This is a genomic window from Marinobacter salarius, assembly GCF_032922745.1.
Classification (GTDB): Bacteria; Pseudomonadota; Gammaproteobacteria; order Pseudomonadales; family Oleiphilaceae; genus Marinobacter.
The window spans coordinates 3106471-3130441 of sequence record NZ_CP136693.1 but is presented as its reverse complement, the minus strand read 5'-3'; the positions used below and the strand labels follow the sequence as shown (position 1 = coordinate 3130441).

At 56.9% G+C, this 23971-nt stretch carries 20 protein-coding genes and 3 pseudogenes; 17 read left to right on the top strand and 6 right to left on the bottom strand.

The window, feature by feature from the left end; genetic code table 11:
- Window positions 1-43 precede the first annotated feature (43 nt).
- The gene (locus tag R1T46_RS14430) at window positions 44-454 is read left to right on the top strand and encodes an ACT domain-containing protein (RefSeq protein WP_317305901.1); all 411 of its coding nucleotides are present in this window, start codon (window positions 44-46) and stop codon (window positions 452-454) included.
- Window positions 455-500: 46 nt separating this feature from the next.
- Window positions 501-2216, top strand: a complete 1716-nt coding sequence (locus R1T46_RS14425; protein WP_317305900.1) for a protein adenylyltransferase SelO — start codon at window positions 501-503, stop codon at window positions 2214-2216.
- A gap of 70 nt (window positions 2217-2286) precedes the next feature.
- Here R1T46_RS14425 and R1T46_RS14420 read toward each other — a convergent pair whose 3' ends face one another.
- Entirely contained in the window at window positions 2287-2856 is a 570-nt protein-coding gene (locus R1T46_RS14420) for an NAD(P)H-dependent oxidoreductase (RefSeq protein WP_317305899.1), read from the bottom strand.
- A gap of 139 nt (window positions 2857-2995) precedes the next feature.
- On the bottom strand, window positions 2996-3580 hold the full coding sequence (locus R1T46_RS14415) for an antibiotic biosynthesis monooxygenase (RefSeq protein WP_317305898.1): 585 nt from the start codon (window positions 3578-3580) through the stop codon (window positions 2996-2998).
- Between the two features lie 183 nt (window positions 3581-3763).
- On the opposite strand from R1T46_RS14415, the gene R1T46_RS14410 reads away from it, so the two are divergent.
- The 12 genes from R1T46_RS14410 to R1T46_RS14355 all read left to right on the top strand — a co-directional run bounded on the left by R1T46_RS14410 (window position 3764) and on the right by R1T46_RS14355 (window position 16535).
- Window positions 3764-3982, top strand: a complete 219-nt coding sequence (locus tag R1T46_RS14410; protein ID WP_317305897.1) for a hypothetical protein — start codon at window positions 3764-3766, stop codon at window positions 3980-3982.
- Between the two features lie 173 nt (window positions 3983-4155).
- Window positions 4156-4602 (top strand): MarR family transcriptional regulator, encoded by a 447-nt coding sequence (locus tag R1T46_RS14405; RefSeq protein ID WP_064227879.1) that lies wholly within the window; start codon window positions 4156-4158, stop codon window positions 4600-4602.
- Between the two features lie 270 nt (window positions 4603-4872).
- Window positions 4873-5871, top strand: a complete 999-nt coding sequence (locus R1T46_RS14400; protein ID WP_064227903.1) for a lipid A deacylase LpxR family protein — start codon at window positions 4873-4875, stop codon at window positions 5869-5871.
- A 77-nt stretch (window positions 5872-5948) separates the two neighbouring features.
- A complete protein-coding gene (locus R1T46_RS14395) occupies window positions 5949-7181 on the top strand; it encodes an efflux RND transporter periplasmic adaptor subunit (RefSeq protein WP_407070127.1) in 1233 nt (410 codons plus the stop codon).
- Window positions 7178-10345 (top strand): efflux RND transporter permease subunit, encoded by a 3168-nt coding sequence (locus R1T46_RS14390; protein WP_317305896.1) that lies wholly within the window; start codon window positions 7178-7180, stop codon window positions 10343-10345. The genes R1T46_RS14395 and R1T46_RS14390 overlap by 4 nt, the downstream gene beginning before the upstream one ends.
- Window positions 10335-11771, top strand: coding sequence for an efflux transporter outer membrane subunit (locus R1T46_RS14385; RefSeq protein ID WP_213480040.1), 1437 nt, complete (start codon window positions 10335-10337; stop codon window positions 11769-11771). Before R1T46_RS14390 ends, R1T46_RS14385 begins: the two co-directional genes overlap by 11 nt.
- Window positions 11755-12222 carry a GbsR/MarR family transcriptional regulator gene (locus tag R1T46_RS14380; protein ID WP_213480041.1) on the top strand — a complete coding sequence of 156 codons (468 nt, stop codon included), beginning with the start codon at window positions 11755-11757 and terminating at the stop codon, window positions 12220-12222. Before R1T46_RS14385 ends, R1T46_RS14380 begins: the two co-directional genes overlap by 17 nt.
- Window positions 12223-12451: 229 nt before the next feature.
- Window positions 12452-13072, top strand: coding sequence for a glutathione S-transferase family protein (locus R1T46_RS14375; protein ID WP_104417610.1), 621 nt, complete (start codon window positions 12452-12454; stop codon window positions 13070-13072).
- A 62-nt stretch (window positions 13073-13134) separates the two neighbouring features.
- The gene (locus R1T46_RS14370) at window positions 13135-13803 is read left to right on the top strand and encodes a cupin domain-containing protein (protein ID WP_213480042.1); all 669 of its coding nucleotides are present in this window, start codon (window positions 13135-13137) and stop codon (window positions 13801-13803) included.
- A gap of 44 nt (window positions 13804-13847) precedes the next feature.
- Window positions 13848-14414 (top strand): TetR/AcrR family transcriptional regulator, encoded by a 567-nt coding sequence (locus tag R1T46_RS14365; protein ID WP_150994175.1) that lies wholly within the window; start codon window positions 13848-13850, stop codon window positions 14412-14414.
- 144 nt (window positions 14415-14558) lie between these two features.
- On the top strand, window positions 14559-15365 hold the full coding sequence (locus tag R1T46_RS14360) for a dienelactone hydrolase family protein (RefSeq protein WP_213480044.1): 807 nt from the start codon (window positions 14559-14561) through the stop codon (window positions 15363-15365).
- 84 nt (window positions 15366-15449) lie between these two features.
- Window positions 15450-16535 carry an aldo/keto reductase gene (locus tag R1T46_RS14355; protein ID WP_213480045.1) on the top strand — a complete coding sequence of 362 codons (1086 nt, stop codon included), beginning with the start codon at window positions 15450-15452 and terminating at the stop codon, window positions 16533-16535.
- A 756-nt stretch (window positions 16536-17291) separates the two neighbouring features.
- Here R1T46_RS14355 and R1T46_RS14345 read toward each other — a convergent pair.
- The 4 genes and pseudogenes from R1T46_RS14345 to R1T46_RS14330 all read right to left on the bottom strand — a co-directional run bounded on the left by R1T46_RS14345 (window position 17292) and on the right by R1T46_RS14330 (window position 20320).
- Window positions 17292-17687 carry an ectoine synthase gene (locus R1T46_RS14345; RefSeq protein ID WP_091703156.1) on the bottom strand — a complete coding sequence of 132 codons (396 nt, stop codon included), beginning with the start codon at window positions 17685-17687 and terminating at the stop codon, window positions 17292-17294.
- A 208-nt stretch (window positions 17688-17895) separates the two neighbouring features.
- Window positions 17896-18834 (bottom strand): annotated as a pseudogene (locus R1T46_RS14340) (IS5 family transposase); the annotation flags it as partial.
- Between the two features lie 88 nt (window positions 18835-18922).
- Window positions 18923-19138 (bottom strand): hypothetical protein, encoded by a 216-nt coding sequence (locus R1T46_RS14335; RefSeq protein ID WP_317305894.1) that lies wholly within the window; start codon window positions 19136-19138, stop codon window positions 18923-18925.
- Between the two features lie 181 nt (window positions 19139-19319).
- A pseudogene (locus tag R1T46_RS14330) lies at window positions 19320-20320 on the bottom strand (ABC transporter permease).
- Between the two features lie 500 nt (window positions 20321-20820).
- Between R1T46_RS14330 and R1T46_RS14325 the strand changes: the two are divergent.
- From R1T46_RS14325 to R1T46_RS14315, 3 genes and pseudogenes are all read left to right on the top strand, one after another.
- Window positions 20821-22006, top strand: a pseudogene (locus R1T46_RS14325) (acetyl-CoA C-acyltransferase).
- Between the two features lie 30 nt (window positions 22007-22036).
- Window positions 22037-22786 (top strand): electron transfer flavoprotein subunit beta/FixA family protein, encoded by a 750-nt coding sequence (locus tag R1T46_RS14320; protein ID WP_213480046.1) that lies wholly within the window; start codon window positions 22037-22039, stop codon window positions 22784-22786.
- Window positions 22787-23716, top strand: coding sequence for an electron transfer flavoprotein subunit alpha/FixB family protein (locus R1T46_RS14315; protein ID WP_213480047.1), 930 nt, complete (start codon window positions 22787-22789; stop codon window positions 23714-23716).
- Window positions 23717-23971 lie beyond the last annotated feature (255 nt).

The window sequence follows — 23971 nt, the reverse complement described above, 5'->3', positions numbered from 1 at the left end:
TTCATTTTAACCACAACAACATTCGGCTGAAGGACAGTTAGAGATGATGCGAACACAGTTCCTCCAGGATTTGATCAAACAGCTCTCGCCAACACTGGATTCGACGTCCTATGTCTATTGCACAGTGGCTAAAGCAACGTATGGCGAGTTGGAAAAGCTCAAACCCATTGTCAGTATTGCCGAACTGGAAGGTCTTACCCTGGTTATTCCTCTTGAGCAGGCCAAAGCCGAGGGCCTGGACTATTACAGAGTCTTCCGTCGTATCACCCTCGAGGGCCACTCCAGTCTTGAAGCTCTGGGGCTCACATCCGTGGTCACAAGCCTGCTTGCGGAACGGGGCATTACCACCAACGTCATCGCGGGGTTCTATCACGACCATATGTTTGTGCCCAGCGATAGAATCGATGAGGCCATGAGGGCACTGAAGGAGCTTGCCAGACAGCCGAGCGGTTAAATGTCACAATGTTGCTCATACTCGAACCAACTCCAGAGGAGCCCCTATGATAACGCGACGTCACCGGGAAACGCCCACAACGGTCGCGACCCTCGACGATCTCGCAACGTTGGCAGACTATTCATTCATGAACACGCTCAACTGCGACCCTGAAGGGAAAGCAAACGGAGCTGATCACGCGCCACGACAAGTCTTCTCGGGCCACTATGTTCCGGTGAATCCCACGCCAATCGAAAACCCCGAATACGTCGCGCATGGGAAAAACCTGTTTCACGAGCTCGGTTTCGCCGACAGCATGGCGCAGTCCAGCGACTTCCTCCGCATGTTCTCTGGAGACTTGTCGCATGTTCCTGAGCCTTTGAGCAAGGTCGGGTGGGCGTGTGGCTACGCACTTTCGATTTACGGCAACGAGTTCTACCAGCAATGCCCGTTCCAGACCGGAAACGGATACGGTGACGGTCGCGCGATTTCGGTGCTGGAAGCCGTCGTCAACGGCCAGCGCTGGGAAATGCAGTTGAAAGGGGCAGGGCGCACGCCCTACTGCCGCGGCGCAGACGGCCGGGCGGTTCTGCGGTCGAGTGTGCGGGAGTTCCTGGCCCAGGAGCATATGCACGCGCTCGGTGTGCCCACGTCGCGGTCTCTGAGTCTGTATGTGTCGAAAACCGAAAAAGTCAGGCGCCCCTGGTATTCAGAGGGTTCACGCTCGATAGATCCCGATATTCTTGTATCCGAGCCGGTGGCCATCTCGACGCGTGTTGCACCGTCGTTCATCCGGGTAGGGCAACTCGAGCTATTCAGTCGTCGTGCCCGCAAGCAGGAACACCCGCAGGCGATGGAGGAGCTCGAGAAGATCGTCTTGCACCTGATTGATCGCGAGTACGATGACGTTATCGACCGGTCACTGACCACGGCCCAAAAAGTGGTGTCACTTGCACATGAGTTCCGCAGCCGACTGACATCGCTTGTCGCCAACTGGATCCGCGTTGGCTACTGCCAGGGTAACTTCAATAGCGATAACTGTGCCGCGGGCGGCTTCACGCTCGACTATGGACCCTTCGGGTTCTGCGATGTGTTTGATCCGCAGTACCAGCCATGGACTGGTGGCGGAAATCACTTCGCGTTCCTCAACCAACCAGCAGCGGCCGAACGCAATTTCCACTCGTTCTGTTCGGCTGTTCGGCCTTTGTTGGCAGAGCATCCAGACGGTCTGCAGCAGCTGGAGGACATTCAAAGTGATTTTCCAAAGGTGATGCAGGCGAAAATGGAGACGATGTGGGCGGCCAAACTCGGACTCGACGCGTTTGACGAGGCTTTATTCCGCGAGCTGGCAACGCTGATGATGCAAACGCCTGTTGATTACACGATGTTCTTCCGGGAACTCTCATCGTTGCCAGACGACATTGAGCCACTCAAGAAAAGCTTCTACAAAGGCCCGACCTATGCTGCAGATCCAGAAGGGCTAGACAAGCGTTGGTCAGCGTGGCTCATACATTGGAAATCGCTCATTCAACCTGCCACGCGTGAGGAGCTATCCAGTCGGATGAAGCTCGTTAACCCAAAGTACAGTTTGAGGGAGTGGTTCGTTGTGCCTGCGTATCAGCAAGCGGCAGCGGGGAACTACGCGTTGCTGAGAGAACTGCAGGACGTAATGACTCAGCCATACGCCGAGCAAACGGAGAGTATAGAGAACAAATACTACAGGCTGAAACCACCGGAGCTCTTTGAGGTCGGTGGCTCGTCACACTATAGTTGCTCGTCGTGAACGCTTTCCGCGCAAAGAGCTAAAGAATCTTATCGATACGAGTGTCCCCAATCAGAATGTGGTGAGGGTCTTACCGTTTTCGGATCGACTGTAAGGCCCGAGCCCATTTCTCCAACTCCTCGAGCATCGCTTTCCCGGAACCTTCGTGGTGCTCACTTGCCTGGAACCCCTTATTTTCATCCAGCAGATTCCAGGGCATTTGAACCATCACACCCTCCATCATTGGCATCATCTTCAGTGTCGTTACCAACTGTTTTGCGAGTTGCGCCGAGCGCAGGCCTCCGGATACGCCACCGTAGCTCACGAAGCCGCATGGCTTGTAGTTCCACTCGGTGTACACGTAATCCAGCGCGTTTGTGAAGGAAGGGGGAGGGCAATAGTTGTACTCGGGGATAACGTAGACGTACGCATCAGCTGCATCGACGCTTTTTGACCACGCCTTGGTATGATCATGCTCGTATTTCTGTAACCGCGGATGATTTGGTTCGTTGTAGACCGGCAGTTCAAAGTCTGCCAGGTCGATAAGCTCGGACTCAAATCGTCCGTCGGCATTGGCGAACTCGTCGAACCATTTAGCGATCGATGGACCAACCCTTCCAGGGCGCGTGCTGCAGATGATTGTTTGAAGTTTCAGCGTCATAGTGAGTTCCCTCAGTGTTATGTTTCCTAGTGTCCAAACAAGTGCGAAAGGCCGCAGGTCTTTACCATATCTTCCCGCTGGTCGTACAGCAAAACTGCCATAGCAAATCGCTCTGTACCTCCGCCCCTAGCGCTGTCGACTAACGAAATAGCCAGTTTGCAACGAGTCGAACCACTCGGGGCATGATTAAATAGACCACCAGTGCCACGATAGCGGCTGCCACCAACCCATGCCGCACACCCCATACCGCAAGCACTGGAAGTTGATCAAATATGGGCTGAAAGACCATTGGTACGATCAACGTGAGTGGCCAAATAACCGCTGTTGTAATGAGCCACTGCTTCCAGCGAGTAGGCTGTTTGGCTTTTGACGTGGGTGGGGTGAACCAGTAATCGATGCCGGTCTGAATCTCTACCTGTTCTTCAGAGGCCAGCGCCGGAACGATGTCGGATACCAATTCCCGCCGAACATCCGAGTTCAGCCAAGTATCGGCTTCTTCGGGTTGAGAGAAGCGCACCGCGATTTCAAAGGTGTCATGCCCTTCGGGCGGTCGTACCACATGAACGCCTTGGTGCCCGGAAAACTGGGCTGCGGCGGCAATAATCTGCCTGAGCCAGGTTTCATAGTGGTCACGGTGTCCGGGTTTCACGGTGTGCCGGATTATGATGGATCGACCAGAGTCATAGTGGATGCTTGGGGCGGCGTCTGCCTCTTGTTCGTTCATAGCGTGCTTCCCAATCTTTGATTGATTGGGGGCGACGTCCTGTCAGCCCCTCAAAAGCAGTTGAGGGTTGGCAGACAAACGTGAAAAATAGCCGAAAAACACTCCCAACCTATTGAACTACGGGTTTTTTGGTCACCCAACCCCCGAATTCATGCCATTCTGGCCGATAAGCGGAACTTGGCCTTGTTGTCGGCCTTGCAGGCTCTACTCGACCGGGGACTGACCTTAGCGGATGCGGATTGCCTGGAAGACGCCGTGCCGAAGCCCCGGCTGGTGTCGAGTGAAGATGCTACGGTGTTGTGGAGCGCTCGGCACCAGCTTTTTAAAAGCCGGTCGCCGGTCACGACAGACAGCAAGGGTGTCTGCCAGGGCGACAATACGCTGAGGGCCTCCGGTCTCTGAAGAAGCGAGGAGTTACCTGTCTCAGTGGAAGGAGAAGTTCCTTAGCTGGCCTCGGAATCCACGTGATGTTGCCTATTGATCTGGTGCAAACCTGGCTAATGTGTAACTGACGCTTGTCTATATGATTAGCTTGCGATTTACTGTTACTGAATCGTCAATAGCAGGACAGTTAGATGGACCCACAAACCCCTCGAGATCAGTTTCCTTTCACCAATGCCCGGGTAGCAAGACGTTGGCGCAAGTTGCTGGATGAGCGCCTGAAAGACCTGGGGGTTACCCAGGCTCGCTGGTTCACCATGATCTGCCTGCAGCGTGGTGGTGGAGGATTGACCCAGCGGGAGCTAGCCCGCTTGATGACCATCGAGAACCCGACATTGGTCCGCCTGCTTGACAGCCTCGAGGAGCAGGGTCTGATTGAGCGCCGGCCCAGTGAGCGTGATCGGCGCGCCAGGCTGCTTTATCTTACCAATGCCGGTGAGCACTTTATGAGCGATCTGAATGAGCGGGCGAATGTCTTGCGAGAGGAGATGCTGAAAGGCATTGAAAATACCGACCTGGAAGTCGCCCTGCGTGTTTTTGAGCGGGTTATGGAAAATTCTGCCAACCTCAAAAATACCTGAACCCGAAACATTTTTCAGGCGCGAGCGACAAGATTAGAACTGGAGCGTTCCGCACATTCCACCGGCACAGGACAGTTCCATCACGGCTAGCTGTCAATCATTACTTGTGTTACGTTTAGTTTATACTGAACAGATTGAACAAGTTGTGCGGACAGCCGTCTCATCATTTCTGGCCGGCGACCAAAAAGTCGCCGTACGGAAGGTATGTCAGCATCCGGGAGCAAGTTCTTTTACATCCGGTTCAACCCAGCTTTGGCAGAGGAATCTTCAGTGAAATCTGGATGTTGCAGAAAGCGTTACCGGAATTGGTGCTCAGGTCTGTTGCTGGGTTCTCTTGTGACATCAGCTTCCGCTGAAGGCCTGCTGTCCCTGAAAGTAGAAAATGATGCGTTTTCCGCCGGCGGCGATGGTCAATATACCAACGGCGTAGAGGTGATCTGGGCTTTTGAGCCCCCTGATCGACATTGGAGCCGCCGTCTTGCGGACGTTATTCCAGGCTGGTCTGGCAGTAGTCTTGCCGGCGCAACATATCGGCTAGGACAACAGATGTATACGCCGGAAGATATAGAGGTTGAAGCGCTTATTAAAGATGATCGTCCCTATGCCGGCCTTTTGTTTGGTGGGATTTCGCTACTAAGCGAAAGGGAACACGGTGGTTTGCGTTTGGCAGACAGCCTGCATATCGACGTGGGCATCGTAGGCCCGGCCTCCGGCGCTGAGGTGGGTCAACGAAATTTCCATGAACTTATTGCGGCAGACAAGCCGAGGGGTTGGGATAACCAGCTTGATAACGAGCCAGTTATCAATTTCGGTTATGAACGTGCCTGGTTTATGAAGCAAAACTTCTCTGGGCTGACCATTGAATATGGGCCGTCTGCCGGGTTTGCGCTCGGCAACCTGTATACCTACGCTTCCGGCGGCCTGGGGTTTCGTTTGGGAGAGGGGCTTGATCGTAGTTTCGGCATTCCGTCAGTCGCTCCTGCACAAGGCGGGCAATCCTCTTTTCGGCGGGATCAGGGCTTTAGCTGGTACGTCTTCGCTGCCGTTGAAGGGCGCTATATGGCACACAACCTGCTGCTCGACGGCAACAGTTTCGAGGACAGCCACTCCGTTGATAGTCGCGAATGGGTTGGCGACGCCCAGGTGGGTGCGGCATTGACCTGGGATCGCTGGCAGATCGCTTACACCTACCTGTGGCGAAGCGAAGAATTTGAGGAAAAGGACGGCGTCGATCAGTTTGGATCGATCGTTCTGTCTACCTGGTTATAAACGAAGGCATGGATCGAACGGTTTTTGAGTCTTTGGCCCATTCAGAGGTTAGTTATATGGAAACAGAGAAGAGTTTGATGGTGCGTCTATTTGGGGCCCGCATGCTGCCCATGTGGTTGGCGGTTCTTTTGCTGGCTGGTTGTGACAACTCCTCCGGTCAGACAAAGGCTGAACGGTCTGCGCCGCCGCCTCCAGAAGTCGGCGTTGTTGAGGTGCAGCCGCAGCGTGTGAATCTTTCAATGGAACTGCCGGGCAGAACCGCTGCTTACCGTATCTCGGAGGTGAGGCCGCAAGTCACGGGCATTTTGCAGGAGCGCTTGTTTGAACAAGGCGCCCAGGTAAAAGCAGGTGAGGTCCTCTACCAGATCGACTCCAACCGATACCGTGCTGCCCATCAACGGGCCCAAGCAGAACTGGAGCGCGCACAGGCCGAATTGCGACAGGCGCAGCGGGAGTGGGCACGTACGTCAGACTTGTTTGAGAAGAATGCGGTCAGCAAGCGTCAACGTGATGAAGCGCTATCGGCCTTGGAGGCAGCCCGGGCGGATGTCTCCCGATCTGAGGCGATGCTCGAAACGGCGGGTATCGAGCTGGCGTATACCGAGGTCAAGGCTCCCATCGCAGGGCGCATTGGCCCGACACTGTACACGGAGGGTGCGCTGGTGACCGCCAATCAACCCCAGATCCTGGCGCGCGTTGTGCAGCTTGATCCCATGTATGTCGATATTCAGCTACCGGTCGAAAAACTGGCTCGAATTCGGTCGTCTCTGAAGGAGGGCGCGGCTTCTAAGGCCGGCCCAAATGAAGCCGAGACTGTTTTGTTGCGCGAAGACGGCACCCCCTATCCGCATAAGGGACGCGTTGACGTTACGGATGTAACCGTCAACCAAAGCACCAGTTCTGTCACGGTGAGAGCCGTCTTCCCCAATCCGGACGAAGACCTTCTGCCTGGAATGTACGTGCGCGTTCGTCTGAGTGAGGGAGTTCGGGAGAACGCCATTCTGGCGCCGCAGCAGGGCGTGAGCCGTAATCCGCAAGGAGAGGCCACCGCGTTGCTGGTCAACCCGGAGGGTGAAGTTGTCGCCCGCCAGTTAGAGGCAGAGCGGGCCATTGGTGCATTCTGGCTGGTGGAGAAGGGGTTGGAACCGGGAGATCGTCTCATCGTCTCCGGTCTGCAGAAGGTTCGGCCAGGAGCCAAGGTGAAGCCGGTTGCCGCAGATATTCCATTACATCCCACCCAAAACCAGCAAGCCAGTGGCACGAATAATCCGAAGAAGAACGCCTCCAAAGAGGAGGGCCCCGCGCAATGATTAATTTCTTTATTTCCAGGCCCGTTTTTTCCTGGGTTCTGGCCATTGTCGCCATGCTGGCGGGTATCATGGCGATCTTTGTTTTGCCGGTCCAGCGATACCCGTCGGTGGCGCCGCCGGCGGTGGAAATTCAGGCCGATTATCCTGGCGCCTCGGCGGACACCGTGTCCAATACGGTGGTTCAGGTCATCGAACAAGACATGACCGGCCTCGACAATCTGCTCTATATGGGGTCGACAGCGGATTCCTCAGGCCACGCTACGGTTACTCTCACCTTTGCGGCGGGCACCGATCCGGACATTGCCCAGGTCCAGGTACAGAACAAGCTCAAACTGGCGGAACCCCGACTCCCGGAAGTGGTGCGCCAGCAGGGGATCAGCGTCGAGAAATCCAGCACCAGCTTTCTGATGGTAATGGCATTCGTCTCTACCGACGGTCGCCTCAGCAAGCTGGATATCGCCGATTTTATCAGCTCCGAGTTAGCCGAACCCATTGGACGGGTAACCGGTATCGGCAGCGTGCAGGTTTTCGGCTCTGAATATGCGATGCGGGTTTGGCTGGACCCTTCGGCGTTGACCAATTACGGCCTGACCGTCGCCGACGTGAGCGCCGCCATCGAGGCGCAAAACGCCCAGGTCACCGCCGGTCAGCTCGGCGGGCTGCCCGCAGTCGAGGGCCAGCAGCTCAATGCCACGGTCACCGCCCAGACCTTGCTCACCTCAACCGAAGAGTTCCGCAACATCCTGCTCAAGAGTATGCCCGACGGGTCCCGGGTGCGCCTGGGGGATGTTGCCCGCGTTGAGCTGGGCGGCGGTGCAGTCCAGATTGACACTTTCTACGATGGCGAGCCGGCTGCCGGCCTTGGCATCAATCTGGCGCCGGGTGCCAACTCGCTTGCGGTCACAGAGGCTGTTAAAGCGCGGCTCCAGGAGCTCGAGCCCTATTTTCCCGAAGGGGTGGAGATTCGGTACCCCTACCAGACGGCCCCTTTCGTGGAGGCCTCCATCGACGCGGTGGTCACAACCATCATCGAGGCAATCGCCCTGGTGGTCCTGGTCATGCTCGTATTTCTCCAGAGTTGGCGGGCTACCCTGATACCAGCGATCGCAATCCCGGTGGTGCTGCTGGGCACCTTTGCGATCATGGCGGCCTTCGGCTTTTCCATCAACATGCTCACTCTCTTCGGTCTCGTATTGGCAATCGGCCTTCTGGTGGATGACGCCATCGTGGTGGTGGAGAACGTCGAGCGCGTGATGCATGAGGACGGCCTGAGCCCGATGGAGGCGACGCGCAAGTCCATGGGGCAGATAGCCAGCGCGCTGATTGGCATCGGCGTGGTGTTGTCTGCGGTGTTTATCCCGATGGCCTTCTTTCCGGGCTCCACCGGGGCAATCTATCGGCAGTTTTCCCTGAGTATTGCTGGTGCCATGGTGCTTTCGGTGCTGGTGGCTCTGATTCTGAGCCCCATGCTGTGTGGTCGGATCCTCAAGCCCACGCACGAAAGAACCTTGCTGCAAAAACTGTTCGGCTGGTTTGAGGCAGGCCTGGGGCGACTGACCCGGGGCTATGTCCGGCTGGTTGGCCATACGGCGCGCCACGCCTGGCTCTACACATTGGCGTTCCTGGGCATCGTCGTCCTGGTGGCCGTTCTCTTTGTGCGGTTGCCCGGCGGGTTCCTGCCCGCGGAAGACCAGGGGTTCGCCGTGGTGCAGTATCAGTTGCCCGCCGGTGCGACCCAGCAGCGCACAATCGATACCATTGAGGTTATCGAAGATTACTTCATGGAGCAGGATGAGGTGCAGGGCCTCTTCACAATCGCTGGTTTCAGCTTCGCTGGCCGGGCGCAGAACGCGGGACTGGCGTTCGTCAATCTCAAGCCATGGAGTGAGCGCGATCCCGAGACGCAAAGCGCCGACGCGATCATTCAGCGGGCGAACCGGGCGCTTGCCGGGCTGGTGCGTGATGGGCGGGCTTTTGCTTTCAATTTGCCACCGATACCGGAATTGGGGCAGGCCCTGGGCTTTGAATTGCGTTTACAGGATCGGGGTGCCATCGGGCATGAAGCACTCATGGCAGCGCAAGGTCAATTGCTGCAGTTGGCGGCCGAAAGCCCCGTGCTGACGAGTGTGCGTCCCAACGGTTTGGCGGACAATCCCCGCTACAAAGTGGACATTGATCACGAAAAGGCACAGGCCCTTGGCATAGAGTTGTCCGAGATCAGTCGACTTCTGTCGGTGACCTGGGGCTCGCAATACGTTAACGATTTTCTCCATGAGGGGCGGGTCAAGCGAGTCTATGTTCAGGGTGATGCCCCTTTCCGGATGCTGCCTGAGGATTTTGAGGCGTGGTATCTGCGAGCCGCTGATGGAGAGATGACCCCGTTGAGCGAAGTGACGAACGGACGCTGGGAGTATGGCTCACCGCGCCTTGAGCGTTTCAACGGTGTTCCGTCCCGCCAGATTCAGGGTGAGCCGGCACCGGGGTACAGTACCGGTGAGGCCATGGCGGAGGTCGAACGTTTGATCGCTCAACTCCCGGACGGTGTGGCCGGCGCCTGGAGCGGCCTGTCCTATCAGGAGCGCCAGGCTGGTGCCCAGGCATCCCTGCTTTACGCGCTGTCGGCACTGGTGGTGTTTCTGGCGCTCGCCGCGCTCTACGAAAGTTGGACCATACCCATTTCCGTGATGCTGGCGGTGCCCTTGGGCGTACTCGGGGCGGTACTTGCAGCGATGGTTCGCGGGCTTCCTAACGACGTCTTCTTCCAGGTTGGCATTCTGACCACCGTTGGTGTGACTGCGCGCAACGCTATACTTCTGGTGGAGTTCGCCCGAACACTCGAGGAGCAGGGAATGAAGCTGATTGAGGCAACCAAGGAAGCGGCGCGAGTGCGCTTGAGGCCGATTCTGATGACATCGGTTGCTTTCGGCATGGGTGTGTTGCCGCTTGCTTTCGCCAGTGGAGCCGGGGCAACCACGCGTATTGCGATAGGAACGGCGGTTCTCGGCGGCATGATTTCGGCAACGATACTGGCGACGTTCTTTATTCCACTGTTCTATGTGGTGGTCCGCCGTATCACGGATTTTCTGAGTGGCTCCAGAGACCAGGATGACTCGGCTGCGGCCGCTCCCGGACGTGCAGACGGAGGTGTGGCTGATGACCGTTAAGGTATTGCTGGCCACTGTGATGGCGTTGTCACTTGGTGGCTGCTCACTCGCGCCGATTGTTGAGAAGCCCGAGCCGTCGGTGCCGGAAAACTGGTCTTCCGCACGACTTTCGGCGAACGAGAAACTCCCCCTGGATTGGTGGCGTGGCTTTGGCGATCCGGCGCTTGTCACCCTTGTTGAAGAGGCGCTTGGTGCCAACAGCGACCTGCAACTTGCTGCTGCCAGGGTCGCCGAAGCACGGGCGCGCCTTACCGGGCAGCAGGCGGAACAATATCCGCTTCTGGAGGTAGAGGGCTCTGCGGTGCGCCAGGGGCCGAGTGAGGAGGTGGTCAACAGCGCTGGTGGTGGTCAACCCTTCAACGATATCCAGGTCGGTGGGGTGCTATCGTACGAGCTGGATCTTTGGGGGCGGCTTGCGAATGCCAGCGAAGCAGCCCGGGCGCGTCTCCTGGCCAGTGCAGCGAATCGCGAGGCCGTGCGACTAGCCGTGATTGGTGAGGTAGCCAATGGTTACTTCAATTTGCGTGCGCTTGATCGTCAGATCGACATCACCGAACGCACCGTGTCATCCCGCCGCGAATCGGTCGCCCTGCAACGGGCCCGGTCCGAAGGAGGCGAGGTTAACGAGTTGGTCCTGCGGCAGGCTGAAGCCGAGCTTGCAGCCGCTGAATCCGAACTTCCGAGGCTTCGCCAGCAGCACGCCCTTCAGCGAAACGCCTTGGCAGTGCTTCTGGGGCGAGATCCACAACAGATTGTACGGAGTGATATTTCCGTAGCGGATACCATTGGTGAGATGAATGTTCCGGGCAGCGTCCCTGCCGGCCGGCCGGCGGATCTGATGGTCCGCCGACCTGACATTGCGGCAGCCGAACAGGAGTTGATAGCGGCCAACGCCGAAATCGGTGTTGCCCGGGCGGCGTTCCTGCCCAGGATTTCGTTTGAGGGCCTGCTGGGCCTGCGAAGTGCCTCCGGTGGCGACTTGTTCCAGGGCTCCGCATCCACTTGGCAGTTGGGCGGCTCGTTAGTCGGCCCGTTGCTGGACTTTGGGCGTTCCGAGGCACTGGTCAATCAGGCGGAGGCGCGTCAACGCCAGGCCCTGATTGCGTATCGTCAGGCCATTCAAGTGGCGTTTCGGGAGGTGCTCGACGCTATGGCCGGGGTGCGTGGTACCGAAGATCGCTTGGAAGCGCAGGCCCGGCAGGTAGCAGCACTGCGAAGCACAACTAAACTTGCGCGATTGCGCTTTGAGGGGGGCGCGTCCAGTTACCTGGAGGTGCTGGACGCTGAACGAAGCCTGTTTACAACCGAACTTGATCTCGTGGAAACGCGGCGTGATCAATTGCAGTCAACGGTTAATTTGTATCGAGCTCTGGGCGGGGGTTGGCAGAGTTCGTTACAATCTTCTGATTATGCAAACACTGACTGATTCAGACAGGCGTTTTATTGAGCGCCTCGGTCTTCAGGCTCAATCTGAAGGCTTTTCCCGCATCGCTGGCCAACTTTGGGCGACACTTATCGTGTCGGATGGTCCCGTCAGCTCATCGCAGCTTGTGGATACGTTGCGCGTCAGTAAGGCGAGCGTCAGTACGAATACGTGCTTTCTTGAAAGACTCGGCATTGTTGAACGTCGAACAATGCCGGGTGAACGCCAGGATTTTTTCGCGATTCGTCCCCATCCTTACGCTGCCTTGGTGGAAGGGCAGATAAAACGGCTCGAGGCCAGAAAGGAGGTGATTGCCGAAGCCAAGGCAACCATTACCAATGAACAAACGCTTGCCAAGCTGGCTGATCTGGATCAGTTCTACACCCTGTATTATGAGAGCTCCAGAGACCTTCTGAAGCAGCTGAAATCTGAAATCCTAGACCATAAAACATAATAAACTCAAAGGAGTAGGCTCGGGTTTCATCCGGGCCTGAATGAAACGCTGGCTATGTCAGAGCAACCCCCGTCGGTGTTACTGAAAGGAGGGCCTGGACCGTTCTCACCGTTTGGAATGCCTTGTCAACGGTTCTAAACAAAGCAGGCTCGTCAATTTGTCTCTTGCACACCTACCTACTGATAGGTAAATTACGTGTCGTATGCTTAATGACCAACAGAGGTAATCAATGAAAATTTACGACACTGAAGGCTTTCCCAACCCGCTACGGGTTCGCATCGCCCTGGCAGAAAAAGGCGCAACGAATAAGGTGGAATTCGTCCCGGTCGATGTCATGGGTGGGGAGCACCGTTCCGATGCGTTCAAGACGAAAAACCCGGATGCCACCGTGCCCATGCTGGAACTTGACGACGGCACCTGCATCGCCCAGTGCAATGCCATCACTGAATATATCGACGGTGTCTTTGATGGTCCGTCCCTTATGGGTACAACCCCAGCGGAGCGTGCCCGTATCGCAATGATGAATCTGCGGGCAGAAAACGGTCTGATGAATGCCGTGGGTGCCTATTTCCATCACGCGACCCCGGGGCTTGGTCCGGATCTGGAAACCTGGCAGTGTGCTGAATGGGGTAATAAACAGAAAGAAATTGCCAGCGCAACCATGGCCTACCTTGACAGCGTTCTGGCGGACAATGAGTTTCTCGCAGGCGACAGCTTCTCGGTCGCAGACATCACCGCCTTTGCCGGCCTGGGGTTTGCGGATTTCGCGAAGGTTGACATTCCCGAGTCCCTGACCAATCTCCAGGCCTGGCGCGCAAAAGTCGCAGCCCGTCCTTCAATTGCCGGGTGATCCGATACCCTCGGGTTTCATGCAAGCGCGGAAAACATGAAGGCCAAAAAGGGAGGAATATCATGGAGATTAATGCAGATTTCTCCAAACCGGTGGTTATGCATTCCGACCAGATTGAATGGCAGCCCTCGCCCATGAAAGGCGTGGAGCGGCGCATGCTGGACCGGATCGGGGAGGAAGTTGCCCGCGCCACGACCATCGTTCGTTATGCGCCGGGGAGTCATTTCTCGGCACATACCCACACCGGTGGAGAAGAATTCATCGTACTCGATGGCGTGTTCCAGGATGAGCACGGTGACTTCCCAGCGGGCAGCTATGTGCGCAACCCCCCAACCACGTCACATATTCCGGGCTCTGAAACGGGCTGCACGATATTTGTGAAACTGTGGCAGTTCGACCTGGCCGACCGCACCCAGTTCAGCAAGAATATGGAGGCCGGGCTGGGCGCCCCAGTGGGCGGCGTTGCCACCACAAAGCTGCATGAGGACGATCGTGAGATCGTGACCTACAGCCAGCTCGATGCGGGGGCGACACTGACCTCTGAGGCGCCCGGCGGAATCGAGCTGCTGGTGATCGAAGGTTCGGTCACCAGGGATGGCGAGATGCTGGCCAGGCATGACTGGCTGCGCCTCCCTGAAGGACACAGGTTGTCCGTGGCGGCCGGGGACGGCGGCGCCAAGATCTGGATGAAAACGGGGCACCTGCGATTTGCCGGGGCACCGAGGGTATAAGGCCCGGCAATAGCGGGATTGCAAAGGCAAACAGGTGAATAACCATGAACCGTGATACCAGAACAGCCCTGATGGACCTTGCCGAGCACACCGTTCGGTCACGGGGCTTTGACGGGTTCAGCTATGCGGATCTGGCTGAGGCCATCGGCATTCGAAAGGCCTCGATCCATTATCATTTCCCCACCAAGGCGAAGCTCTCCGAAGCCTTGATCGAGCGCTATCAGACCAGTCTGCAGCAGGGTCTGACCGAGATAGATGCAGCCCATGCCAGCGCCGGCGCGCGCCTCAAGGCACTCATTGCCCTGTACCGCGGGGCCTTACATGATGGACAAACGGTCTGCCTGTGCATTGCTTTTTCGACCTGCCGCGAAAGCCTGTCCGACACTGTCATTGCCAGAGTCGGCGCCATTCGCGCAATGGTCTTGCAGTGGATTACAGCAACGTTTGAGCTGGGGCACAGGGATGGATCCGTCTCGGCCATCCTGGGTCCCGCCGATGAAGCGCAGGCGACCCTGGCGATGCTGGAAGGAGCCCACCTTGCCGCGCGCACCGAAGAAGACCTCGCCGTGTTTGATGCCGCAACGCGACTGCTGCGCGCCCGCTGCCAGTAACGACGGGACAGGAATCGCGCTTTGAGCGAGCGATTAAATTCGTGTTCGCTCACGTGGCGACATTTCCTGTGAGCTTTGGTCGATGTCTACCCGTACATAATCGCTACGCAAATTGACTCATAACGAGCGAAAAGGAGCAAACAGATGATGAGCACCCTGAAAACAGCACTGGCAGCAGCCACGCTGTCACTCACTGTTGCCAGTACGCAGGTACTGGCAGAAACGCAAACCAGAACCATTGAGTATCAAGTCGGCGACGAGACCTTTACCGGCTACATGGCCTGGGATGATGAATTCGGGCAAAAGCGCCCGGGGGTTCTGGTGGTCCATGAATGGTGGGGGCACAATGAATTCGCCCGGAATCAGGCGGAACGGCTTGCTTCCGCCGGCTATACAGCGTTTGCGCTGGATATGTATGGCTCTGGCAAACAAGCCGACCATCCCGATACTGCCCAGAAATTCATGCAGGAAGCCACCAGGGACATGGACCAGGTCAAGGCGCGCTTCATGAAGGCGATGGACATCCTGAAGAACCACGAAAGTGTTGATGGGTCCCGAATTGCAGCACAAGGTTACTGCTTTGGCGGTGCCGTTGTTCTCAACATGGCGCGCATGGGTGTCGATCTGGACGGCGTTGTCAGCTTCCACGGTGCGCTCGGCAGCCCCCTCCAGGCTGAACCCGGGTCCGTAAAAGCCAGGGTCCAGGTGTATACCGGCGGTGCCGACAAGCTGGTCCCCTCGGATCAGGTGGCGAGCCTGGTCAAAGAGATGCAGGATGCCGAAGTCGATCTGACACTGGTGAGCTTCCCCGGAGTGCTGCACTCATTCACCAACCCGGGCGCCGACAGGATCGCCGAAAAGTTTGGTATGCCGGTTGGTTACGACGAAGAGGCTGCCGCCCGCTCCTGGGAGGGCGCTATGCGTTTCTATAAGGCCATCTTCACCCAGTAACACAAGCGAGTGCAAACAAACCGAAACCGGCAGTATTTACAGTGAATTCTGGAACACCAACCGAAAAGCATGATGAGGTGCAACATGGCAACTGAGAGTTTACCACTGTTCGATGGAGACAATCGTCCAGACTATAAGTCGCTGGGCAACTCGGGGCTGTTCGTATCCGAACTGTGCCTGGGCACCATGACCTTCGGCGGCGATGAGGACATCTGGGGCCTGATCGGCCAGTTGCAGCAGGAACAGGCCGACGAACTCGTGAAGATCGCCCTGGAGGCGGGGATCAACTTTATCGATACCGCCAACATCTATGGTTTCGGCGCCAGCGAGCGCATCGTCGGCCAGTCCCTGAAGAACCTCGGCGTTCGCCGGGAAGAGGTCGTGTTGGCCACCAAGGTGCTCGGTCCGATGGGCGAGGGCCCCAATGCCCGCGGTGCTTCCCGGGGCCACATCATGAGCGAATGCAAGGCGAGCCTGGCGCGGCTGCAAACGGACTATATCGACCTGTACCAGATCCACGGTTTTGACCCGGCCACCCCGATCGAGGAGACCCTGGAGGCACTGAACACCCTGGTGCAACAGGGCCATGTGCGCTATGTGGGTCTGTCCAACTGGGCCGCCTGGCAGGTGATGAAAGCCATCGGCATCAGCCAGGCCCGCAACCTGTGCCCGATCATATCCCTGCAGGCCCACTATACCCTCGTGGGTCGCGACCTGGAGCGAGATATTATTCCGATGCTGGAATCTGAGAACGTCGGTCTGATGGTGTGGAGCCCACTGGCCGGGGGTTACCTGTCCGGTAAATATGAGGGGCCGGACGTGTCCGAGGAAAACCGGCGTGCCAAGTTTGACTTTCCGCCTGTCGACCGCGAGCGGGGCAGCGAAGTCATCAAGGTGATGCGGGAGATTGCCGACGGAAAGCAGATCGACGGCGAGCCGGTTACCGTGGCCCAAATCGCCCTGGCGTGGCTGTTACACCAAAAACCCGTGACCAGCATCATTGTTGGCGCCAAGCGGCCGGAGCAGCTGAAAGCCAATATCCAGGCAGCGCAGATCCGGTTGTCTGGCGAAGAACTTAATGCTCTCGACGAGGTGAGCCGTATACCGGAGGAATATCCGGGCTGGATGATGAAAATGATGGCCGGGTACCGGGATCATAAGAAGGATTAGGTCTGGCACAGTCCCGGCGCAGAGGCCTCTTGACTCTCTGTAAAATACGGCGCAAGCCTCATGACACAGGTAGATCAAATGCTTGACTGCTCTTGGTCATACCGAGGGCAGTCCCAGACCAGTCTTGTTCGATTGCTGGGTCTCGGCAAAGCCTTCAATGATCCCTATGTTGACCATGGATGCACCGAGCGTAGTCATGAATCTCGGCAAGAGGCTGTAAACAAGCTCGGATGAGATGTCCATAAACATCAAGACTAAGCCAAGTGTCCAAATGCCTTTTCGGCAATTTCCGGAAAAAGCCCTTTTTGGAACTTGTCGATTCAGGATCACTCTGTTGCAATGAGGTCATGAATTCCGTTTCCTGTGCTGCGCAAAGCCATCAATTTAAGCCCCGGCCGACAGAGAGATCTGCTGGAAACCTACCTCGAAGACATCCTTAACCCCCGGCAGGAACTGGTGCAGATGGGCAAGAGAATCGACTGGACCGCCTGCGAACGGCCAGTTGTGCACCATCAATCAAAAAGCCATGCAATTGCGGTGGTGGCTACCTCTGTGGAAACTCTGTGTAACGTACTTGTGTGCTTCCGATAGCGCCTTCACATGCTAGCCGCAGCCATGTTGTGGTCATAGCCCGTCTCATTATGTACCAGTGCCCAGGCGCAGGCCGGACAAACGTGCCAGTGGTGGCGCCACCAAGATCGGGACTCGCCGGCATGGGTGTGCCAGCGGTCAGATCAGCCGCCCTATCAGGGCGGATCAGTTATCGCTGCTGTCCGGCAGGTAGGCGCCGTCCTCGTCATGAACTTCCTGGCCGGTCACCGGCGGGTTGAAGGCGCAGATCAGGCGCATGTCCTCGGTACCACCGTACAGGGTGTGCTTGTCGTGGTTGTCCAGGGCGTAGAGGGTACCGTCGGTAATCTCGTGAACTTCACCCGTGGCGAGGTCCTTGATGCGCCCGTTACCGGCAACGCAGTAAACGGCTTCCAGGTGGTGCTTGTACCAGAAAGTGTGCTCGGAGCCTGCCTTGATGATGGTTTCGTGGAAGGAAAATCCCATTCCGTCCTTCTTGAGCAGCAGACGGCGGCTGGTCCACTGCTTGTCGCTGACTTCACGCTCGGTACCAATGATGTCCTGAACTTTAACGATTTTCATGGGCGTATCTCATGGTTGGTTGGTCAGAATCGGGTGAAACAGCTTTATAGTATAAACATTAGGGAAGGTCTGAATAACCGGTGATTTTTGCCGATGTTGTTTCAAAACAGCAAAAATCGGGAATTGCAGACGTTTTTTCCCCGTTATTTGTATGTTTCTTGCCTGTTTCCCGCCATTTTGACGGAAAACAGGTGCACTCGCCTTCCGCCAGCTTGTATTTTTCACCGATCAGCAGGTTGCTGAACGCAGCCAGCAAATGAAGCCGGTTGTTGTGCTTGGCAAGGCCCCGATAGCGGACTTTGCTGTAGCCGAAGATCTGCTTGATGTAGCGGAAGGGATGCTCCACTTTGGCACGAACACTGGCTTTGATTTTTTCGGCTTTCAGTTTGTCGGCATCCAGCTTCTTCCGGGTGCCTGGCCGTTTGGCAATGAACCAGGAGACGTTCTCGCGGTGCTTATGCTCATCCCCCTTTTGAATGCCAAGGTACCCGGCATCGCCGAAGACTCGTTGCTCTTCACCGTGCAGCAGCTTGTCGGTGGGCACAATGTCGTGAACGTTGGCAGCAGTGGAATCGATGCTATGAATCAGGCCCAGTGTGTCATCGACACCAATGTGCATCTTCATACCGAAGTGCCATTCGTTGCCCTTTCTGGTCTGGTGCATCTCCGGGTCGCGCTTGCCGGTGCTGTTTTTGGTGGAGCTGGGAGCAGAGATAATGGTGGCATCTACAATGCTACCTTCACGCAGCATCAGGCCGTTTTTCTCCAGGTGTTTGTTCACCTCGTTAAACAGCGCCTTGCCAAGACCATGCTGCTCCAGGAAATGCCGGAAGTTGAGAATGGTCGTCTCGTCCGGCAAGCGATCCAGCTTCAGGCCAGCGAAGTGACGCATGGATTCGATCTCGTAAAGAGCGTCTTCCATCGCCGGATCGCTCAGGTTATAGAACAGTTGCGTGCAGTGAACTCGAAGCATGGCAGGCAGCGGATACGGAGACCGACCGTTCTGGCCCTTGGGGTAATAACGGGCTACCTTCTTTTCCAACTGCTTCCAGGGAATCAGCTTGTCCATCCGTTCCAGAAAGATCTCGCGACGGGTCTTGCGCTTTTTGTTCTGGTACTCGGCTTCGGAGAAGGTGATCTGATCCATGGTGGCAACGAATCCTCTGCAGTTGGCGATGGCCATATTATCGCTGATTTTGAGACTTATTGAGAGTCTCCTTAGGCATCTATATATTTCAAGCGGCCCTTTTCTCCCGCCACTGGTCATACCCCTCCAGGGCGCTTTGAATGGCCGCTCCGGACCTTTTCGATCCGGGGGCTTCAGAGCCTCTCCCCGCAAGTATTTGCGCGCGGTATTCCGTGCCCCCCCCCAGCTTCCGGCTAATGGCTCGAATACTCATACCCTGCCGGGATAAAATCTTGATTTCCATAATGGCTTCCTTTGTCAGCATGGGCCGCCCTCCTGTCGAGTCGGCCCTTATTAAAACAAAGGTGGGTCAGTAATTTTGACCGTAAAGGGTCAGTTTCCTATGTCCGGTGACACTGGCCCTGTTTCCCCTTGAAGGCGAAACCACCTCCTTGAAAACGAGCCTGGTGGCGCCAGCGAGTCAACACTGGCTTTTGTTACGTGCTTCAGCCCATTGTGCTAAGCGTCCTCCGAAAGCGGGTCAGAGCAAAGCCAAAAAGGGTGGCCCCGATAACAGCGATGGCCAGGAACTGCGGCCAGACGGTTGTGAGGCCCGCGCCACGGTAGAGAATCGCCTGGGCCAACATCACGAAATGCGTGTTGGGCGTGGCCAGCATGATGTACTGGACGGCATCCGGCATGCTCTCCCGCGGTGTCGAACCGCCCGAAAACATCTGCAGCGGCAGTAGCACCAGCATGAGTAGCAATGCGAACTGGGGCATGGAGCGGGCGACGGTGCCCAGGAATATCCCCATGGATGTGGTGGCGAAAAGATGCAACGCCGCCCCGACCAGGAAAAGCGAAAGCGAGCCCTGGATCGGTACGGACAGCCAACCCTGCACCACCGCGGTCAGTGCGAAGGCGGTGGAGGCAAGGACCACCAGGGCCATGGCGCACACCTTGCTGCTCATGATCTCGAACGGCGTGACCTGCATGACAGCACCGAACCAGGATTTATTGAGCTGGGGATTGAAGCGCGCCCGCAGCGCCAGGTCCACCGGCAGCTCCGGAACCTCGCGGTAGCGATGAACGAAGGTGCGCACCTCATCGTTCACGATGGTCTGGATATAGCCGCTGCGGGCGAACGCCTGACTCATCGACGTTGAGCTGAATCGTGGGCCGCTTCCCTATCAGCAGGTCGCGCTGGAATTCCGGCGGGATATCCAGGGCAAAGGTGTCGAGCCCGGCATCCATGCGGGTGTCCATCTCAGCCTGATTGATGATGTCCGTTGACAGGCATGAAATAAGGCGCTGACGATGCGCCAGGACAGCGGCGAACGATCCTCGTTCACGACTGCGATCGGTGCCTTGTTGAGAGTCTCCGGCATGGCTGTGGCCGCGGTGTAGACGATACAGTAAAGGCGTAGACAATCAGCAGCATGATCGGGTCGCGCAGCAGGCTGCGGAACTCCTTGACACCAAGATAACCAACGTTGGCAAGATGCAGGGCTAACGCTCCTGCTTCTTGAGCAGCGCCCAGGCAAGCCCGATCAGGATCGGCGGGGCCAAGGCCAGCGGGAGAAAGGCGGCGTGCACGTCGGAGAAGTTGACTCTACCCACATGTAACCTCACGCGGTAAGGTCAGCCAGTGAGTGGCACGCTCTAGCAGATGGTTTCTCAGTAAAAGCTTGACCTCGCAATCACCTATGATCAATAAAAAGAACAGGCACTTACGGTACTCTCCATTGGCCGATGAACAATTTTTTTGGTTGCACCGCCGGATACAGGAATTTTCAAGCGAAACTCGATCAGTCTCGACAAGGTTCTGTTTGACTCCGACAAATAGTGGCCACTTTCCGATTGCCAACCAATCTATGCAATAAAGGCATAGATTTTATCGAAATTATCTAATTGCAGGGTTATTCCCTCCCCTGCTATTTTCTATTCTTCATTTTATTCTAAAACACGCGCTCTGCTGATTTCAGGCTTAAATGAGGTTTTAAAGTAATGAATGTCTTTCTTTGCCATCCGCGCCGTTCGGCTATCGGCCGCCTCAGCAGCACTCTTGCCGGTGTGCGCCCGGACGACTTAGCCGCCCATATTCTTAGGGCCGTGCTTCAGGAAGCGCCGGAGTTGGATTGGGTAGCCATCGACGAAGTCATGATGGGCAGCGTCAACCAGACTGGCGAAGACAACCGCAACGTGGCCCGCATGTCCGCGTTGCTTGCTGTTTTGCCCATTTCCGTACCCGGTACCACCCTCAACTGGCTATGCGGTTCCGGCATGGACGCTGTGGGCACTGCTTTCCGCGCCGTCCGCGCTCGTGAGTTGGACCTGGTTTTAGCAGGCGGCGTGGAATCTATGTATCGAGCCCCCTATGTCCTAGGCAAGGCGGACTCAGGCTTCTCTCGGGATCAAAAAATCGAAGACCCCAACATCGGTTGGCGCTTCGTAAACCCCCAGATGAAGGAACAGTACGGCATCGATTCTATGCCGGAAACGGCCGAGAGCGTTGCCGAACAATTCAACATTTCCCGAGAAGACCAGAATCTGTTCATCTTCCGCTCCCAGCAGAAGGCTACTCGAGAGCAACAACAAGGTGTGTTCGCCCAAGAAATCGTACCGGGGTCCATCCCGCGCCGAAAGCAGGACCCGCTGGTCTTTGATACCGACGAGTATCCCCGCAGCACCATGCTGGAGAAGCTCGCTTCGCTGTCCACACCATTTCGAGAAAACGGTTGTGTGACCGCCGGCAAGGCCTCCGGCGTCAACGACGACGCAGCGGCGATGCTAGTCGTAAGTAAGGCAGCTGTAAAGCAAACACAGACTCGAGCCCATGGAGAGGATCCTCGGCATGGCAGCCGCTGGTGTGGATCCTCGCACTATGGCTATTGGGCCTGTGCCTGCAGTACAAAAACTGATGGAGAAACAGAATATCACCATCGCCGACATCGACGTGATCGAGCTAAACGAAGCCTTTGCCGCTCAAGGCCTGGCGATTTTGCGTGAGCTAGGGATCGCCGATGACGCCCCCGGAGTAACCTGAACGGAGGCGCCATTGCCCTCGGCCACCCGTTAGGCATGTCGGGCGCCCGCCTGCTGATGACTGCCGCTCACCAGCTGCAGCGCAGCGGAGGATATGCCCTGTGCACAATAGTGTGTGGGTGTGGGTCAGGATATTGCTTCTGATTGAAAGTGTTTGAAGAAAATAAAAGGGTGAGAGATGAAGGTTCTGGTCGCTGTAAAACGAGTTATCGACTACAACGTAAAGGTGCGCGTCAAGCCGGACAACACCGGCGTTGATCTCGCCAACGTCAAAATGGCAATGAACCCATTCTGCGAAATCGCTGTTGAAGAAGCGGTTCGCCTGAAAGAGAAGGGTGTTGCCAGCGAAATCGTGGTGGTATCCATCGGCCCGAAGGCCTGCCAGGAGCAAATCCGTACCGCTCTGGCTCTGGGTGCCGACCGTGGTATCCACATCGAAACAGACGAAGAGGTTCAGTCTCTCGAAGCGGCCAAGCTGCTCAAGAGCGTGGTTGAGAAAGAAGAGCCCAAGCTGGTCATTCTCGGCAAACAGTCCATCGATTCCGACAACAACCAGACCGGCCAGATGCTCGCTGCGCTGACCGGTATGGGGCAGGGCACCTTTGCCTCGGAAGTGGTTGTTGAAGGCGACAAGGTAAACGTTACCCGTGAGGTAGACGGCGGCCTGATGACCGTTGCCCTGAATCTGCCTGCGGTGGTGACCACCGATCTGCGCCTGAACGAGCCGCGTTATGCTTCCCTGCCGAACATCATGAAGGCCAAGAAGAAGCCGCTGGACTCCATGAGCCCGGCTGACCTGGGTGTTGAGCTTGCTCCGCGTCTTTCTACCCTGAAGGTAGAGGCTCCGGCCGCTCGCCAGGCAGGCGTGAAGGTTGCTGACGTGGCTGAGCTGGTGGACAAACTGAAGAACGAAGCGAAGGTGATCTGAATGAGCATCCTTGTAATTGCTGAACATGACAACAGCGAGCTGAAGCAGGCGACGCTGAACGTTGTGGCTGCTGCCAGGGCCATCGGTGGCGATATCGACGTACTGGTTGCCGGCGAGAACTGCGGTGCAGTAGGACAGGCGGCAGCGAAGGCCGATGGCGTTAGCAAGGTAATGGTTGCTGACAACGCCGTGTATGGCCACTTTCTGGGTGAAAACCTGGGGGAGCTGGTTGCCGAGGTAGGTAAGAGCTACAGTCATATCCTGGCCGCCGCCGGCACCGTTGGCAAGGATTTCATGCCGCGGGTTGCTGCGCTGCTGGACGTTGCCCAGGTATCCGACATCATGCGTGTGGAGTCCGAAGACACCTTCGTTCGCCCGATCTACGCCGGCAACGCCATTGCCACTGTCAAATCCACGGACAGCATCAAGGTGATCACAGTCCGCCCGACTGCCTTTGATCCGGTTGCCGGTGAAGGTGGCTCCGCCACGGTTGAAGCCCTGGACGTTGTAAAAGACGCAGGCCTGTCCCAGTTCGTTAATGAAGAACTGGCCAAGTCTGACCGTCCTGACCTGGCAAGTGCCGGTATCGTGGTTTCCGGTGGCCGTGGCATGCAGAACGGCGAAAACTTCAAGATGCTGGAGCAGGTAGCTGATCTGATAGGTGCCGCTGTTGGTGCGTCCCGCGCCGCGGTCGACGCCGGCTTCGTACCCAACGACATGCAGGTCGGCCAGACCGGCAAGATCGTTGCGCCACAGCTGTACATCGCCGTTGGTATCTCCGGTGCCATCCAGCACCTGGCCGGCATGTCGGATTCCAAGGTGATCGTTGCGATCAACAAGGACGAGGAAGCTCCGATCTTCCAAGTGGCCGACTATGGCTTAGTCGCAGATCTATTCGAAGCGATTCCTGAACTGCAGCGAGCATTGTAAAGCCTCATTGTTGGGTGATGGGCGAAAGCCTAGTTTTGTGCCCCTCCTTGGGGGGGGGGGCTTTTTGGTGCGCCCGGCATGGGCGCACTCCTGGGAGTGCAAGTCCTCCCGTGAGCAGGCCACAGCGAGCGAAATGAAGCGCAACTGCGGAAGGGTGACCGACCGTGGGGAGGAAGCGTAGATCGTAAACCGTGAGCCGATGAACAAGAATCGGATATTTGGCGCTGCCGAGCAGGGCGAGCGGTAGTGAAGAAC

Excerpts from the sequence above, each read along its gene's own strand:
- R1T46_RS14430 (WP_317305901.1), top strand. The coding sequence starts at position 44 with ATGATGCGAACACAGTTCCTCCAGGATTTGATCAAACAGCTCTCGCCA.
- R1T46_RS14425 (WP_317305900.1), top strand. The coding sequence starts at position 501 with ATGATAACGCGACGTCACCGGGAAACGCCCACAACGGTCGCGACCCTC.
- R1T46_RS14420 (WP_317305899.1), bottom strand. The coding sequence starts at position 2,856 with ATGACGCTGAAACTTCAAACAATCATCTGCAGCACGCGCCCTGGAAGG.
- R1T46_RS14415 (WP_317305898.1), bottom strand. The coding sequence starts at position 3,580 with ATGAACGAACAAGAGGCAGACGCCGCCCCAAGCATCCACTATGACTCT.
- R1T46_RS14405 (WP_064227879.1), top strand. The coding sequence starts at position 4,156 with ATGGACCCACAAACCCCTCGAGATCAGTTTCCTTTCACCAATGCCCGG.
- R1T46_RS14395 (WP_407070127.1), top strand. The coding sequence starts at position 5,949 with ATGGTGCGTCTATTTGGGGCCCGCATGCTGCCCATGTGGTTGGCGGTT.
- R1T46_RS14390 (WP_317305896.1), top strand. The coding sequence starts at position 7,178 with ATGATTAATTTCTTTATTTCCAGGCCCGTTTTTTCCTGGGTTCTGGCC.
- R1T46_RS14385 (WP_213480040.1), top strand. The coding sequence starts at position 10,335 with ATGACCGTTAAGGTATTGCTGGCCACTGTGATGGCGTTGTCACTTGGT.
- R1T46_RS14380 (WP_213480041.1), top strand. The coding sequence starts at position 11,755 with ATGCAAACACTGACTGATTCAGACAGGCGTTTTATTGAGCGCCTCGGT.
- R1T46_RS14375 (WP_104417610.1), top strand. The coding sequence starts at position 12,452 with ATGAAAATTTACGACACTGAAGGCTTTCCCAACCCGCTACGGGTTCGC.
- R1T46_RS14370 (WP_213480042.1), top strand. The coding sequence starts at position 13,135 with ATGGAGATTAATGCAGATTTCTCCAAACCGGTGGTTATGCATTCCGAC.
- R1T46_RS14365 (WP_150994175.1), top strand. The coding sequence starts at position 13,848 with ATGAACCGTGATACCAGAACAGCCCTGATGGACCTTGCCGAGCACACC.
- R1T46_RS14360 (WP_213480044.1), top strand. The coding sequence starts at position 14,559 with ATGATGAGCACCCTGAAAACAGCACTGGCAGCAGCCACGCTGTCACTC.
- R1T46_RS14355 (WP_213480045.1), top strand. The coding sequence starts at position 15,450 with ATGGCAACTGAGAGTTTACCACTGTTCGATGGAGACAATCGTCCAGAC.
- R1T46_RS14345 (WP_091703156.1), bottom strand. The coding sequence starts at position 17,687 with ATGAAAATCGTTAAAGTTCAGGACATCATTGGTACCGAGCGTGAAGTC.
- R1T46_RS14335 (WP_317305894.1), bottom strand. The coding sequence starts at position 19,138 with ATGCTGACAAAGGAAGCCATTATGGAAATCAAGATTTTATCCCGGCAG.
- R1T46_RS14320 (WP_213480046.1), top strand. The coding sequence starts at position 22,037 with ATGAAGGTTCTGGTCGCTGTAAAACGAGTTATCGACTACAACGTAAAG.
- R1T46_RS14315 (WP_213480047.1), top strand. The coding sequence starts at position 22,787 with ATGAGCATCCTTGTAATTGCTGAACATGACAACAGCGAGCTGAAGCAG.